We start from the raw sequence: 13,917 nt of genomic DNA, 5'->3' as shown, positions 1-13,917 counted from the left end.
GCCCTTCACGGTACCGGGGAATGCTCCCCAGTACTGATGCTAACGTCGACGCAAGAAGTGGGGAGTGCTCCCCGTTTACGGTTTCGAGGGGTTGCGACATGAGCGACGTGAGCGACAAGGGCGAGATCGGCGACAAGGGCGACAGGGGCGGCACGGCGCTGGTGTTGGGGGGTGGCGGGCCCGTCGGCGGGGCCTGGATGGCGGGAGTACTGGCCGGTCTCGCCGACGCGGGGATCGATCCCCTGAGTGCCGACGTGGTCATCGGCACGTCGGCAGGTGCGATCTTCGGTGCCCGTTTGGCCTGCGGTGAATCCGCTCGAGAGTTGTACGAGCGGCAGTTGGCCCGAGCGGATCGCATCGACCTGCCGGTCACCGCCGCCCAGACCCTGCGTTATCTCTGGGCGGCACTCGGCTCCCCTGACTCGCAGCGGTCCGTGCAACGGCTGGGACGAGCCGCCCTCGCCGCTCGCACGGCAGCAGAGTCCGACGTCCGTCGCACCATCGCGACCCTGCTGCGGGACGCCACAGCCTGGCCCACGAACACCGATCTGCGGATCACGGCGATCGACGCGCACACCGGATCCCTGGAGGCGTTCGACGCCGCCGGACAGGTCACCCTCGTGGAGGCGGTCACGGCCAGTTGTGCCGTCCCCATCGTCTGGCCTCCGGCGTCGGCGGCCGGGCGCCGCTGGATCGACGGCGGCACCCGCGCCACCGCCAACATCCATCTCGCGCGTGGCTACCGCCGCGTCCTGGCCATTGCTCCGTTGACCTCAGCGCCCGGCCCGCACCCGAGCGCCCGGCAACAGGCGGCCGAACTGGAGGCCGAGGGGACCGACGTCCTGCTGGTGTCCCCGGACCGTGCCGCCCTCCGCGCCATGGGGCGCAACATGGCCGCCGATACGCCCAGGCCCGGTGCCGCACGCGCGGGCCATGCCCAGGCCACGTCGCTCGCAGACGCGGTGTCCCGCCTCTGGAAGGGGTGACGGCGATGGGGAAGCGCACTCAGCCGCCCACGCTCGACGACCTGGCTCCGGAAGGCCACGACATGGCCGCGAACCCCTACCCCGTATACGTGGCCCTACGGGACAAGGGTCCCGTGCACCGCGTCCTCGTCCCGGAGAGCGGGGAGGCGTGGCTGGTCGTCACACGTGACGCGGCACGCGCCGCGTTGACCGATCCGCGCCTGCGCAACGACATCCGGCACTCCTCCTCCTGGCACGGCGACGGCGGACACGCCGTCGGACGCAACATGCTCCAGACCGACCCACCCCAGCACACCCGCCTCCGCCGCCTGGCCGCAGGCCACTTCACCCCGGGGCGCATCGCCGCCCTGCGCCCGCGGATCGAGGCCATCACCACCGACCTGCTCGCCGAACTCCCGCACCACGGGGCCGTCGACCTGGTCAGCGCCTACGCACTGCCCCTGCCCGTCACCGTGATCTGCGACCTCCTGGGCATCCCCGCATCCGACCGAACTGCTTTCCATGCCTGGTCCAACGCGCTGGTCATGCCGGAGAGCTCGGAGCGCGCGACCTCGGCGGCCACCGAACTGACCACCTATCTGGCCGAGTTGATCGAACGCAAACGCCGCGCGCCGGACTCCGCCCTGCTCAGCATCCTCGCCATCGCCGACACCGCGACCGGTGACGCTCCTCTGACCCGCGAAGAACTCCTCGGCATGGTCTTCCTCCTCCTCGTCGCGGGTCACGAGACCACCGTCGACCTCATCTCCGGCACGCTCCACGCCCTGCTCGGCCACCCCGACCAACTCGACCTCCTCAGGGACGAGCCTGAGCTGACCGGCGCGGCCGTCGAGGAATCCCTGCGCTACAACTCACCCGTACACGCGAGCGCGTTCCGTTTCGCCGCCGAACCGCTGGACATCGCCGGAACGCACATCCCTGCGGGCGACGCCGTACTCATCTCCCTCGCCGCCGCTTCCCGGGACCCGCTGCACTTCCCCGACCCGGACCGGTTCGACATACGCCGTGCCCCCAACAGCCACCTCGGCTTCGGTCACGGCCTTCACCACTGCCTGGGCGCGCCCCTGGCCCGCGCCGAAGCCACCGTCGCCCTCCGCCTGCTCCTCCACGACCGCCCCACCCTCGCGTTCGCCACGGACCCCGCCACCCTCACATGGCGCACCAGCACCCTGCTCAGAGGCCTGACCGAACTCCCCCTGCGCGTCGGCTGAACCACCACGGACGACAGCGTTGCCCGCATGTCACTGGTCGGCCCGCTCCACAGGTGTGCGGGCCAGGCGCGGGACGAGGGTCTCGGCGCTGCCCCAGTTGATGGCCTGCGCCCGAGGACGAGCGCCGCGTCCTCGTCAGCCTCACCGCTGAGGGCGCCCGACGACACGAGACGATGCGCCACGAACCGCGGGAGCGCCAGGAGCGGGTGCTGCCGCGCTTCACCCCGCGCGAACGCCGGGCGCTCGCAAGCCGGCTGCACCGCCTGGCCGAGGTCGTCAACGAGGCGCCGACGGAGCGCGGCGAGGCGTAGGGCCGGTTCGACGGCTCCGCATGTCACAGATGACCGCGCCGTCTCGTCTCAGGTGTGAGAGGCCGAATCGGAATCAAGAGGGTGATGGCTGTGCGGGTATTCGTGGCGGGTGGGACCGGGGTTGTGGGGCGGCGGCTGGTACCGCAGCTCGTGGCCCGGGGGCACCAGGTGACGGCTACGACGACGAGCGCGGCCAAACTGGGCCTGCTCGGGGACCTGGGCGCAGAGGCTGTCGTGATGGACGGGCTCGACGCGGTGTCGGTCGGCGAAGCGGTGGCGAAGGCCCGGCCGGACGTCGTCGTGCACCAGATGACCGCGATCGCCGGCAAACCCGACATCAAGCACATGGACCGCTGGTTCGCGACCACCAACCGGCTGCGCACCGAGGGGACGGACCACCTGCTGGCCGCCGCCGAGGCGACCGACGCCCACTTCGTCGCGCAGAGCTACGCCAGCTGGAACGGCGTCCACGAGGGCGGCTGGGTGAAGACCGAGGAGGACCCGCTCGATCTGATGACGGGGACGGCGGCCGGACCGGGCATGGAGGCGATCCGCCATGTCGAGGACGTGGCCGTCCAAGCCGGCGGCGCGGCCCTGCGATACGGCGGACTGTACGGTCCCGGCGCGACCGACGACCAGGTCGAGCTCGTGCGCAAGCGTCAGTTCCCGCTCGTCGGGCGTGGCACCGGCCACAGCTCGTGGGTGCACCTCGACGACGCGGCGAGCGCCACCGTACTGGCCGTCGAACAGAAGGCGACGGGCGTGTTCAACATCGTCGACGACGAACCCGCCCCGGCCGGCGAGTGGCTGCCTCACCTGGCCCGGTGCGCGGGCGCGAAGCCTCCCCTGCGGGTTCCCAGATGGCTGGCCCGCCTGTTGGCCGGGGAAGTCGCGGTGCGGATGATGACCGAGGGCCGCGGCTTCTCCAACGACAAGGCCAAACGGGAGCTCGGCTGGGAGCCGCGCTATCCGTCGTGGCGGCAGGGCTTCCGGGAGGGCCTGGTGTGAACCCGGACGGAGGAGCTGCCCCACCGGGGTGGTCGGTGCGTCACTGCCCTGAGTCAGCCGACCAGCGTCTCGAAACCAACCCGGTCGCAGTACGCGGCCACCCTGACCCCGCTGTCGTGCATGCGGTACACAACGGCCGCCTCAGTGTCACGCAGGATGTGACTGCCGCCCGTGTCCAGGTGCTCCCGGTCCAGTACCTTCGCGGCGTCGATCGCCATCTGACCTGAGACGGAGTCGGCATCAGGTGTGTCGACGTCCTGCTGCCATCGGCCGAACTGGGCGCAGAACCGCTCCTGTTGGGCTGCGGCCCTCTTGGGGTCGGAGCTGTCGCCGAACGAGCACCCGGTGGTCAGGCCCAGGCAGAGCGCCACCGCCCCGGCTACCGCCGCCGCACGTCCGGAATGAGATCCGCCCAGCCGTCCCCGCACCGCAATCCCCCAAGCCGTCCCACCGGCGTGGCATGCCCAGAAGGCAGACTGCCCAGACGGGGGTACTGATCTTTTCGACAAGCCGGGCAGCATAATCGCACAGCGATCGCCCCGACCTGCCCCAGACTCAGACATACCTCGGGCCTAGCTCGGACTCGGACTCACAGGAGAGAACACCACGATGCCTATCTACGCCGTGACCTACACCTACACCGATGACTCCGCGGCCCGCGACGCCGTCCGCCCCGCTCACCGGGAGTTCCTCGGCGTGCTCATCGAGCAGGGGATCAACCTCGTCTCGGGCCCCTTCGCCGAGGCGGAGGCGCCCGGCGCGCTGCTCCTGTTCCGCGCCGCCGACAAGCAGTCGGCCCTGGCCGCCACGGAGAAGGACCCGTTCCGCCTGAACGGGCTCGTCAGCGACGTCTCGGTCCGCGAGTGGACCCCGGTGCTCGGACCGCTCGCCGACCAGCTGTCCTGACGCCGTGTGCGGCCGCCACCGATCTGCGGTGACGGCCGCACTACTCCACCGGCCGGCCCAGCGCGATCCGGGCGGCGACGGGCAGGTGGTCGCTGCCGGTCGCCGGCAGCGTACGGATATGGGTCACGGTCGCCGAGCGGGCCAGCACCTGGTCGATCCGGGCCACCGGGAACGCGGCGGGGAAGCTGAACGCGAAACCGCGTCGCGCCGTGTTCATGCGTGAGGTCAGCGGGGCCAACCCACGGTCGTCGACCGTGCTGTTGAGGTCGCCCAAGAGGATCACCGGCTGCAGCTTCTCGGCGGCGACAACCCGGCCCAACATGCCCGCGCTCTCGTCGCGCCTCGTGGACCCGAGACCGCTCGCCCCGACACGGACCGAGGGCAGGTGCGCGACGTACACCGCGATCTCCCCGCGCGGCGTACGGGCCACGGCTCGCAGTCCACGCTGCCAACTGTCCTTCATTCCCCGGGGTTTGATGTCCACCGTCCGGGAGCCGGTCAGGGGATGCTTCGACCAGAGTCCGACCGTGCCCCGCACCGCGTGGTACGGGTACTGCGGGGCCAACGTCTTCTCGTAGACCGGCAGCGCCGCCGGGACCAGTTCCTCCAGCGCGATGAGATCGGGCTCGGCGTCGGCCAGGGAGCGCGCGGTTCCCGCCGGGTCGGGGTTCTCGTCACTGACGTTGTGCTGCACCACGACCAGGTCGTGTGCGCCGGGTGCCGCCCCCGGCAACAGCAGCCCGCCGCAGAGGTACGTCCATGCCACCACGGGCAGGAACAGGCTGATCAGTGCGAGGGCTGAACGGCGCAGCAGCGCCAGGACCAGCAGCGCCACGACCACCAGGCCCAGCCACGGCAGGAACTGCTCCAGCAAACTGCCCAGGTGCCCCACGGAGTTGGGCACGGCCCGGTGGAAGGCCGGCAGCCCGGCCGTCACCACGGCGAGCCCGGCGAGCACGCGCCCCCGCTCCCAGGCCGACCGATCCCACTTCACCACGGCTTCCCATCTGCTCGGCATCGCCTCTCAGGACGAGCCGTCGGACGGATCGGGTTCCCCGTCCGCCCGTTGTTACGATCTGGTGCATGGACAGCGCGGACACCACCGTCGACGGCGAGGACGTGCGCCGGGTCGTCACTCTGGCCGTGGACGTCCTGCACGGTGCCGATCCACAGGCATGGGAGGCCAAGGCGGGAACACTCGAGTGGACCTGCTGGGAGACGCTGGAGCACTTGGCCGACGACCTGTTCACCTACGCGGCGAGGTTCGGGCTCGCGAAACCGCCGACGGACACGCTGCTGCCGTTCCGGACGAGCAGTGACCGAAACGGTGGGCCGGCGAACGTCGTCTTCGTCGACCGGGCCACGGGCCCCGACGGCCTCCTCACCGTCCTGGAGGCGTGCGGTGGCCTGATGGCGTCAGTCCTGCGCACGGCCCCGTCGACCACCGTTTCCTACCACGTCTTCGGGCCCTCGGACCCGGAAGGCTTTGCGGCGATGGCCGTGGTCGAAACACTCGTGCACACCCACGACATCACTCAGGGACTCAACCGGCAGTGGTCGCCGCCGAGGGAGTTGTGCGAACGCGTCCTGCGGAGGCTCTTCCCCCACGTCACCCTCTGCGGCGACGCCTGGGACAACCTGCTGTGGGCAACCGGACGCATCGCACTGCCCGATCGCCCACGGCTCACCGAGTGGCGCTGGTACGGGACGCGGAGCGAGTAGTCCTCGCGCCGACCACTCGCGTCCCCGCACCGCTCACGACCGTGTCGCGGTTCCGCACTCCGTGTCGTCGGCGCCCTGCATGCGCGCGTTCATCGAGGTGCTCCGGTCGTACGGGTCGACCTCGCGGTCGGCTCCCGGGCCGGTTGCCGTGCGCGCGGAGCGGAACTCCGGGACGTAGAAACCGGTGTCGTTGTCGCAGCCGCCGTTGGTGGTGTCCGACTTGTAGGAGACGAGGGAGAACGTCCCCGGCTCGGTGATCACCTTCGCCGGGTCGTCCCAGCTCATCACCACCTCGCGGCGCACGATCGTGCGCGCGACCTCGTCACTTCGCTCCGCGGCGTGCGCGACCGGGTAGACGTACGTGACGTCGGTGGTCACCTCGACCGCACCGCGCTTGCCCTCCCGGTACGTGATCCGCCCGCGCGTCTTGACCACGTCCCCGACGAGACGCACCTTCTCCGTCGCGAAGCGGCTGAACAGCATCAGAGGATCGGCGTCCTTGCTCGGTGCGCGGAACGCGGTCGCCAGGTAGTCCTGGACGTCCTTCTGCTTGGGATTGATCAACGCGATCGCCTTCTCGGGCGGCTGTCCGAGCAGCACACCGGAATCCAGATTGGACGCGGCGAGAAAGTCCCGGGACCTGTCGAGTGCCTGCGAGACCTGCGCCTCGCTCATCCAGCCGGTCGCCCGGGCCTCGGGGACGGTGATCCCCGCCGTTCCGTCACCCCATCGCGCCGCCGGTGATCCCCTGAACGGTTGCTGGAGGGTGGGCTGTTGGGCCGCCGACTCCGTCGCGGGCGGCTGGTCGGGACGTACCGACTCCGCGGCGAGCGGGGTGTCGCCGCTGCCTCCACCGCTGAACCAATCGGTCACGCGCCCGGGATCCAGCGCCATGAACAGCAGGCCCGCGGCGAGGAGGAGAGCGACCACGTACCAGCCCTTGCCGCGCCGCTGCCGGGCCGGCTGGTGAGTCCGCCACCCCTCGGGCCGGGCGGTCTCCTCCCGCAGCCGTCGCGTCACCATCCGGGCCCTGGCCGACGGTTCCTCGGGCGCACCCTGAGTTCCGGCCTCGGCCTCCCTCTGGAATCGCTCCCACTCCTCGTCCGATATGGACGCCTCACCCTTGCTCACGATCTGCTCCCCGCCCCTTTCGCGGCACTTGACGCGGTGCTCCACCTTCACCGCGTCGAGTCGGCCGAGGGCATGGTTGCCGCCTCGGCGTCGCTGATCTTAAACCGTGTGCACGTGGGGCGGTGTGTCTCGGCGTACCGGTGCCGAGCCGTGGCCCGGCACCGGTACCCGCTCGCTACGGGCGGGGTTGCTGCTGGGTGACGCAGTGGATGCCGCCCCCGCCCGCTCCGAGGCTGTCGATGTTGAGCTGCTCCACGGTGCGGCCCGGGAACAGCCGCTGGAGGGCGGCCTTGGCCCCGGCGTCCGCGCGGGTGTCACCGAACTGGGCCGAGATCACGGCCCCGTTGCACACGTAGTAATTGGCGTACGCGGCGACGAAGTTGACGTCGCTCGACCGGATGCGGGAGTAGTCCGGGCCCTGGATCTTGGTGACCGCCATCGGGGTGCCGTCGGCGGTGGTGGACGTGGAGAGGATCTGGTACTGCTGGCGGGCGTCCTTCGACCAGGCGTCGGTGTCGGTGGCCAGGGGCATCTGGACGAGGCCGTCACCGGCGGCGAGGAAGCGGGAGGTGGCGTCGACGTGGTCGTCGGTGATGTCCCGCCCGGTCACGCCGTTGAACCAGATCACCTTCGACGCCCCGAAGGCGTCGCACATCGCGGCCTCGATCTGCGCGGTGGTCATGCCCGGGTTGCGGTTCTTGTTGACGAGGCTGCTCCTGGTGGCCATGAGCGTGCCGTTGCCGTCGGTCTCCACCGCGCCGCCCTCGCCGACGAAGTCGGCGGTGGTGAGCCGCACCCCGACCTCGGCCGCGATCCGCTCGGCGACCAGCGAGTCCTTCGCGTGGGTCTGCTTGTTGCCCCAGCCGTTGAAGTTCAGGTCCACGGCGTCGAGGCCGCCGACCCCGTCGGTGCGGAAGACCGGCCCGCTGTCACGCATCCAGCAGTCGTCGACCGGGATCGAACCGATCACGGTGACGGCCGATCCGCAGGCGCTCCGGGCCTGCGAGACACTGGCGGAGTTGGCGCACACGGTGACGGGTTCGTACTTGGCGATCGTCTTCGCGATGAGGGCGATGTTCGCCTGGACGCCGGCCAGCTTACGACCCCAGATGGCGGTGCTGTCGGGCCACGCCATCCATGTCCGGGTGTGCGGGACGGTGTCGAGCGGCACGGCGAATCCCGTGCCGGCGGCCGGAACCGGGGTGGCGAGCGCTTGGCCGCCGCCGGTCGCGGCCCAGGCGGCGCCGGCTGCCGCCAGCCCCGTCGCGGCGAGGAAGTTCCTTCTGTTGAGAAGGCGGTGGGCCGGGATCTGTGGTGCGCGGTGGTCGTTCATCTGTGATCTCCGATCTGTTGTGTACGGATCTCTGGACGGTGGTCTCGGAGCCCCCGCGGCTACAGCGCGCGGCGGGCCAGGGCGATGGCCCGCGGGTTCCATCCGGGGCGGGGGATCGACTCCAACAGCAGGCGTGTGTACGGGTGCTGGGGGCCGTCGAGGACCTGGGAGGTCGGTCCTGACTCGACGATCCGGCCCTGGCGCATGACGATCACGTCGTCCGTCACGCAGCGCACGACGCCGAGATCGTGCGTGATGAAGAGGTAGGCGATGCCGGTCTGTTCGCGGATGTCGGCGAGCAGGTTGAGGATCTGGGCCTGCACCGACACGTCCAGGGCGGCGACGGCCTCGTCGAGTACGAGTACGGCCGGTTCGACCGCGAGTGCCCGCGCGATGGCCACCCTCTGGCGCTGTCCACCGGAGAGCTGCCGGGGCAGGGCGCCGGCCGCCCGGCTGCCGAGCCCGACCTGGTCGAGGAGTTCGTCGAGACGGCGCGAGTGGTCCCCGTCGGGAAAGTGGAGCCGCAGCGTTTCGCGCAGCGCCGCGTCGACGGTGATTCTCGGATCGAGGGAGAGGAACGGGTCCTGGAACACCATCTGGACGTCGCGGGCCCGCGCGAGCCGGGCCGCCCGGCCACGCGCCCGTACCGTCCGCGAAACGCCGCGCACCAGGACCTCGCCCGCGTCCGCGTGCTCCAGGCCCACGACGATGCGGGCGGTGGTCGTCTTGCCGGAGCCGGACTCGCCGACGATGCCGAGGGACCCGCCCACGCCGAGGGTGAACGAGACGTCGTCCGCCGCCTGGACGCTGCGGTAGGAGCGGCTCACTCCGGTCACTTCGAGGACGGTCTCACTCATGGCCGGACTTCCCTTCGAGCCGTTCACTGTGGTGGCACGAGACGCGATGCCGCAGCGACCCGTCCTCGTCGCCGACCGGCCGGTCGACGGGCGCCTCGTCCCGGCAGATGTCGGTGGCGTACGCGCACCGTGGCGCGAACGGGCAACCCAGCAATTCCTGTCGCAGATCCGGTGGTTGGCCGTCGATCGCGGCCAGCCGCCCCTGCGGTGCGTCGAGGCGCGGGGTGGCCCCGAGGAGGGCGGCCGTGTACGGGTGCCTCGGCCGGTCGAACAGGGCCTCGGCGGGGCCGGTCTCGGCGATCCGGCCCGCGTACATCACGTAGACCCGGTCGCTGATGGTCGCGGCGAGACCGAGGTCGTGGGTGACGAAGAGCAGGCCGGTGCCGAATTGTTCGCGCAGGTCACCGAGGAGGGCGACGACCTCGGCCTGGGTGGTGACGTCGAGTGCGGTGGTGGCCTCGTCGGCGAGGAGCAGTGCCGGGTCGCCCATCAACGCGGCCGCGATCATGACGCGTTGGAGCATGCCGCCGGACAGCTGGCCCGGGTAGCGGCGCAGGACGTCGGGGGAGAGGCCGACCGCGGCGAGCATCTCCGCGGCGCGCCGGCCGGCGTCCTCGGCGCGCATCCCGGTGTTCAGGCGCAGGCTCTCGGTGAGGAAGTCGCCGATCCGGCGCAGCGGGTTGATGGCGGCGCGGGGGTCCTGGAAGATCATGGCGGCCGTGCCGGTGCGCAGCTCGCGCAGCCGTGGGGGCGTCATGGTGAGGACGTCGTCGCCGGAGACCCGTACGGTCCCCTCGGTCGTGGCCCCCGGCGGCAACAGGCCCAGGACGCTGCGGGAGGTGAGGGACTTCCCGGAGCCGGACTCGCCGACCAGGGCGACGGTCTCCCCGGCGGCGATGGTGAGGTCGACGCCGTCGAGTACCGGTCGTGCGGTGTCCGGGAGTTGGAGCCGGAGCCCCTTGATGTCGAGCACGGGCGGGATGTCGTTCATCTGTCCCTCCTGGCGACCTGGTCGGCCCAGCGTTCGCCGACCACGTTGAAAGCGACGACGGTCAGCACGATCGCGGCGCACGGCAGGAACGCCGACAGGGGGTAGCCCCGCTGGATGGCGGTCTGGCCGTCGAAGACCATCCGGCCCCAGTCGGGCGTCAGCGCGGGCACCCCGAGCCCGAGGAAGGACAGACCTGCGAGATCGATCAGGGCGTAGCCGAAGTTGATGGCGGACTGGGCGAGGACGACGGGCGCGATGTTGGGCAGGACGTGCCGCAGGCAGACCTGGAGCCCGGAGTGCCCCTGCACCGAATAGGCGCTGACGTAGGGGCGTTCGCGCTCGGCCAGCGCCAGGGAGCGGGTGAGCCGGCTGACGTACGGGAGGTAGGCGACGGCGAGCGCGATGACCGGGGCGAAGAGGCCTTCGCCGTACACGGAGACGATCAGGATCGCGAGGAGCATGCCGGGGAACGCGAAGACCAGTTCGGTGCTGCGGGACAGCACGGAGTCGAGCCAGCCGCCCCGCCAGGCGGCCGCGATCCCGATGGCGACTCCGGCGACGGTCGAGAAGGCGACCACGCCGAGCGGGCCGAGCAGGGAGGTCCTCGCGCCGGTGACCAGGCGGGACAGCGTGTCGCGGCCCGAGGCGTCGACGCCGAAGGGGTGGGCGGCGGACGTGCCCGCGAGCGCGTTGCCGAGGTCGGCCGCGTTGGGGTCGGCCGGGGCCAGCCAAGGGGCGAGCAGGGCCGTGAGGACGACCAGACAGACGAAGCCGAGGCAGAGCACGTGGAGGAGTGGACGGCTGGTGCGGAGCCGGGCGAGGCCGGGGCGGCGCAGAACGGCGACGGTCATGCGGCAGACCTCCCCGGGCCGAGGGAAATGCGCGGGTCGACCAGGGGGTGGACGAGGTCGACGACGAGGTTGACCGCCATGAACAGCCCGACCATGGTCAGCGAGATGGCCTGCACAGTGGGGAAGTCCTTGGTGGTGATGGACAGTTCGAGGAGCTGGCCGATGCCGCCGACACCGAAAGCGGACTCCACGAGGACGGTGCACACCAGCAGGGTGGAGACGATCAGCCCGCCGGTGGTGAGCACCGTGCCGAGCGCGTTGCGGAACACATGCCTGCTGATCACATGTCTCTTCGGGACACCCCGGCTGAGGGCCACGGTGACGTGCTCCTGGCCGAGGACGTCGAGCATGGCGCTGCGGGTGACGCGGGCCAGCATGCCGATCAGATACAGGGACAGGGCCACGGCCGGGAGGGTCAGATGCCAGAGCAACTGCCCGAACCCCTCACCGGTTCCTCCGGCGGGAAACCAGTGCAGCCGCACCGCGAACACCCCCTGGAGCACGACCGCGGCGACGAAGGACGGAGTGCCGACGGCGAGAGTGGTGGTGACCAGGATCGTGGCGTCGGTGGCTCCGCCGCGGACCGCGCCGATCCGGCCGAGAGCGAGGCCGATGACCACGACGAGGACCAGTGCCATCGTGACCAGGAGCAGGGTGCTCGGCAGCCGGTCGGCCAGAAGCCGGGACACGTCGGTGCGGTACGTGATCGAGCGGCCGAAGTCGCCGTGCAGCAGCCGGCCGAGCCAGCGGAAGTACCGCACGGCGAACGGGTCGTCGAGGTGGTACTGCTCGTTGACCGCCCGCAGCGCGTCAGGCGAGGCGGACCGCCCCGACAGGAGGAAGCTTGCCGGGCTGCCGGGCGCCAGATACATCGCACCGAAGATCACGAACGAGGCACCGAGCAGGGTGGCGGCCATCTCGGCCAGCCTCCGCAGCGTGAATACGAGGAAGTTCATTGCGCGGCCCCGATGCCGGCGGCCCACGGGGAGTAGAGGTAGGAGATCGTGGTGGGGGCGCCGGTGATCCGCTTGTTGAGGAACAGGGCGGTGGGCCATTCGGCGACCGGGATCCACAGCACCTGATCGGCCGCCTTCCGCTGGAGCTCGGCCTCCGTCGTGAGCCGCTCGACGGGGTCGTAGGTGGCGCGTGCGCGGTCGACGAGGCGGTCGTAGGAGCGGTCGCTGTAGCCGGCGAAGTTCTGGTAGGCGCCCGTCCGGAAGTTGCTGAGCAGGTCCAGCGGATCGGTGATCGAGTCGTAGTACGTCTCGGGGAACATGTCGATGCCCTTGCGCGCCTGCGGGTCAGTGAACAGCGCGGTGAAGGCGTTGGGGGCGACGGTCTTGAGCTTGATGTCGAGCCCGATCTCGCTGCCCGCCGCCTGGACGGCGGTGGCGAGCAGTGAGACGTCCTGCCCGATCGAGCTGGTGGCGACGGTGAGTGTCTTGCCGGTGGCGCCGGCTTCCTTGATGAGCTTTCTGGCCTTGCCGAGGTTCGGCTCGGCCGACGGGAGTCCGTCGAAGGCGGCCTTGCGTACCGACTCGGGGGCGGAGGCCCAAGCGGCCTTGGTGGTCAGGGAGTTGGTGACGGTGCCCGCGCCGCTCAGGCCCGTCTTGAGGAAGCCCCGGCGGTCCAGCGCCAGGGACAGCGCGCGCCGGACCCGGACGTCGCCGAGGGGTCCGCGCATGTTGGTGACATTGACGTTGACGGTGCTGAGGCCCTCGCCGAAGTAGAGGGTCCCGACGCCGCTGGAGCGCAGCGCGCCGTAGCTCTCGGTGGGGATGAGATATCCGCCGTCCACCTCACCGCTGAGCATGGCCTTGGTGCGCGCGGAGGAGTCACTGAGGAAGCGGAACACCGCTTTCGCGGACTTGGCCTTCGTGCCCCGGTAGCGATCGAAGCGCCGCAGCTCGACCGACTGCCCCTTGTCCCACTTGCCGAGCTCGTACGGTCCCGTGCAGGCGAGCCCGCCCGAGGTTCCGTAGTCCCTTCCCGCGGCCTTGACCCCGGACCGGCTCGCCACCACCCCGGCGGCGGTCGCCATGTACTGGGGGAACTGCGAGTCGGGCCGTTTCAGTTTGACGGTGACCTGGAGCGGCCCGGTCCTGTCGAGCGAAGCGACGTTCTCGAAGACCTGCGCCCACGCCGCCCCGTTGTGCGGGTTCATCTGCCGGCCGAGGCTGAACAGAACGTCGTCGGCGGTCATGACGCGCCCGTCGTGGAAGCGCACGCCGTCGCGCAGGTCGTACACCCACGTCAGCGGGTCGGGATTGGACGCCTTCCTGGCAAGGCCCGGCGCCAGTTTCAGGTCGGGCGTCCACCGCATCAGGCTCTCGCACACATTGGAGAGGATCATGTTCTGCGGGTAGTCGAACGCGGAGATGTAGTCGAGCGTCGGGGGCTCCGCGTAGAGCGCCCATGTGAACGAGTCGATCTGGCCCTTCGCCCGTGGCGTGCTCGCGGACAGCCGGAAGTCGGTACCCGCGCCCGAGGCGCCGGTGCCCGGCGGTCCCGCGCACGCGGGGACCAGGAGAAGGGCGGACAGGGCGGCGGCCAGCAGGGCCGGACGGCCGGCCCTGCGTCTTCCCGGCCTGGGTGGTGTGGTGTGCATCG

Annotated in this window: 15 protein-coding genes; 6 read left to right on the top strand and 9 right to left on the bottom strand. The window is 70.8% G+C overall.

Annotated elements, in window-relative coordinates; translation table 11 throughout:
• Positions 1-98 precede the first annotated feature (98 nt).
• From LGI35_RS06285 to LGI35_RS06270, 4 genes are all read left to right on the top strand, one after another.
• A complete protein-coding gene (locus LGI35_RS06285; RefSeq protein ID WP_227292903.1) occupies positions 99-986 on the top strand; it encodes a patatin-like phospholipase family protein in 888 nt (295 codons plus the stop codon).
• 5 nt (positions 987-991) lie between these two features.
• Positions 992-2,197, top strand: a complete 1,206-nt coding sequence (locus LGI35_RS06280; protein ID WP_423835684.1) for a cytochrome P450 family protein — start codon at positions 992-994, stop codon at positions 2,195-2,197.
• A gap of 173 nt (positions 2,198-2,370) precedes the next feature.
• Entirely contained in the window at positions 2,371-2,508 is a 138-nt protein-coding gene (locus LGI35_RS06275; RefSeq protein ID WP_227292902.1) for a hypothetical protein, read from the top strand.
• Between the two features lie 84 nt (positions 2,509-2,592).
• The gene (locus tag LGI35_RS06270) at positions 2,593-3,516 is read left to right on the top strand and encodes an NAD-dependent epimerase/dehydratase family protein (protein WP_227292901.1); all 924 of its coding nucleotides are present in this window, start codon (positions 2,593-2,595) and stop codon (positions 3,514-3,516) included.
• Between the two features lie 53 nt (positions 3,517-3,569).
• On the opposite strand, the gene LGI35_RS06265 is transcribed toward LGI35_RS06270, so the two are convergent.
• The gene (locus tag LGI35_RS06265) at positions 3,570-3,887 is read right to left on the bottom strand and encodes a hypothetical protein (RefSeq protein WP_227292900.1); all 318 of its coding nucleotides are present in this window, start codon (positions 3,885-3,887) and stop codon (positions 3,570-3,572) included.
• 238 nt (positions 3,888-4,125) lie between these two features.
• Between LGI35_RS06265 and LGI35_RS06260 the strand changes: the two genes are divergently transcribed.
• Entirely contained in the window at positions 4,126-4,422 is a 297-nt protein-coding gene (locus tag LGI35_RS06260) for a YciI family protein (protein WP_227292899.1), read from the top strand.
• Positions 4,423-4,462: 40 nt separating this feature from the next.
• Here LGI35_RS06260 and LGI35_RS06255 read toward each other — a convergent pair whose 3' ends face one another.
• The gene (locus LGI35_RS06255) at positions 4,463-5,416 is read right to left on the bottom strand and encodes an endonuclease/exonuclease/phosphatase family protein (RefSeq protein WP_376226181.1); all 954 of its coding nucleotides are present in this window, start codon (positions 5,414-5,416) and stop codon (positions 4,463-4,465) included.
• An 89-nt stretch (positions 5,417-5,505) separates the two neighbouring features.
• Between LGI35_RS06255 and LGI35_RS06250 the strand changes: the two genes are divergently transcribed.
• Positions 5,506-6,144: a DinB family protein gene (locus LGI35_RS06250; protein WP_227292898.1), complete on the top strand. Its 639-nt coding sequence runs from the start codon at positions 5,506-5,508 to the stop codon at positions 6,142-6,144.
• Between the two features lie 33 nt (positions 6,145-6,177).
• On the opposite strand, the gene LGI35_RS06245 is transcribed toward LGI35_RS06250, so the two are convergent.
• The 7 genes from LGI35_RS06245 to LGI35_RS06215 form a co-directional block, all read right to left on the bottom strand.
• The gene (locus tag LGI35_RS06245) at positions 6,178-7,275 is read right to left on the bottom strand and encodes a hypothetical protein (protein WP_227292897.1); all 1,098 of its coding nucleotides are present in this window, start codon (positions 7,273-7,275) and stop codon (positions 6,178-6,180) included.
• A gap of 175 nt (positions 7,276-7,450) precedes the next feature.
• Complete coding sequence (locus LGI35_RS06240) at positions 7,451-8,608, bottom strand: agmatine deiminase family protein (RefSeq protein WP_227292896.1); 1,158 nt, start codon at positions 8,606-8,608, stop codon at positions 7,451-7,453.
• 59 nt (positions 8,609-8,667) lie between these two features.
• On the bottom strand, positions 8,668-9,465 hold the full coding sequence (locus LGI35_RS06235) for an ABC transporter ATP-binding protein (protein WP_227292895.1): 798 nt from the start codon (positions 9,463-9,465) through the stop codon (positions 8,668-8,670).
• Positions 9,458-10,456 (bottom strand): ABC transporter ATP-binding protein, encoded by a 999-nt coding sequence (locus tag LGI35_RS06230; protein WP_227292894.1) that lies wholly within the window; start codon positions 10,454-10,456, stop codon positions 9,458-9,460. The genes LGI35_RS06235 and LGI35_RS06230 overlap by 8 nt, the downstream gene beginning before the upstream one ends.
• Positions 10,453-11,307 carry an ABC transporter permease gene (locus tag LGI35_RS06225; RefSeq protein ID WP_227292893.1) on the bottom strand — a complete coding sequence of 285 codons (855 nt, stop codon included), beginning with the start codon at positions 11,305-11,307 and terminating at the stop codon, positions 10,453-10,455. The genes LGI35_RS06230 and LGI35_RS06225 overlap by 4 nt, the downstream gene beginning before the upstream one ends.
• Complete coding sequence (locus LGI35_RS06220) at positions 11,304-12,263, bottom strand: ABC transporter permease (protein WP_227292892.1); 960 nt, start codon at positions 12,261-12,263, stop codon at positions 11,304-11,306. The genes LGI35_RS06225 and LGI35_RS06220 overlap by 4 nt, the downstream gene beginning before the upstream one ends.
• Entirely contained in the window at positions 12,260-13,915 is a 1,656-nt protein-coding gene (locus tag LGI35_RS06215) for an ABC transporter substrate-binding protein (protein ID WP_227292891.1), read from the bottom strand. The genes LGI35_RS06220 and LGI35_RS06215 overlap by 4 nt, the downstream gene beginning before the upstream one ends.
• Positions 13,916-13,917 lie beyond the last annotated feature (2 nt).

The sequence above is a fragment of the Streptomyces longhuiensis genome (assembly GCF_020616555.1).
In the GTDB taxonomy this organism is placed as follows: domain Bacteria; phylum Actinomycetota; class Actinomycetes; order Streptomycetales; family Streptomycetaceae; genus Streptomyces; species Streptomyces longhuiensis.
Note: the sequence above shows the minus strand (reverse complement) of the source record. Positions and strands in the feature narration are given on the sequence as shown.

Excerpts from the sequence above, each read along its gene's own strand:
- LGI35_RS06230 (WP_227292894.1), bottom strand. The coding sequence starts at position 10,456 with ATGAACGACATCCCGCCCGTGCTCGACATCAAGGGGCTCCGGCTCCAA.
- LGI35_RS06215 (WP_227292891.1), bottom strand. The coding sequence starts at position 13,915 with ATGCACACCACACCACCCAGGCCGGGAAGACGCAGGGCCGGCCGTCCG.
- LGI35_RS06220 (WP_227292892.1), bottom strand. The coding sequence starts at position 12,263 with ATGAACTTCCTCGTATTCACGCTGCGGAGGCTGGCCGAGATGGCCGCC.
- LGI35_RS06270 (WP_227292901.1), top strand. The coding sequence starts at position 2,593 with ATGGCTGTGCGGGTATTCGTGGCGGGTGGGACCGGGGTTGTGGGGCGG.
- LGI35_RS06260 (WP_227292899.1), top strand. The coding sequence starts at position 4,126 with ATGCCTATCTACGCCGTGACCTACACCTACACCGATGACTCCGCGGCC.
- LGI35_RS06225 (WP_227292893.1), bottom strand. The coding sequence starts at position 11,307 with ATGACCGTCGCCGTTCTGCGCCGCCCCGGCCTCGCCCGGCTCCGCACC.
- LGI35_RS06275 (WP_227292902.1), top strand. The coding sequence starts at position 2,371 with ATGCGCCACGAACCGCGGGAGCGCCAGGAGCGGGTGCTGCCGCGCTTC.
- LGI35_RS06280 (WP_423835684.1), top strand. The coding sequence starts at position 992 with ATGGGGAAGCGCACTCAGCCGCCCACGCTCGACGACCTGGCTCCGGAA.
- LGI35_RS06285 (WP_227292903.1), top strand. The coding sequence starts at position 99 with ATGAGCGACGTGAGCGACAAGGGCGAGATCGGCGACAAGGGCGACAGG.
- LGI35_RS06235 (WP_227292895.1), bottom strand. The coding sequence starts at position 9,465 with ATGAGTGAGACCGTCCTCGAAGTGACCGGAGTGAGCCGCTCCTACCGC.
- LGI35_RS06250 (WP_227292898.1), top strand. The coding sequence starts at position 5,506 with ATGGACAGCGCGGACACCACCGTCGACGGCGAGGACGTGCGCCGGGTC.
- LGI35_RS06240 (WP_227292896.1), bottom strand. The coding sequence starts at position 8,608 with ATGAACGACCACCGCGCACCACAGATCCCGGCCCACCGCCTTCTCAAC.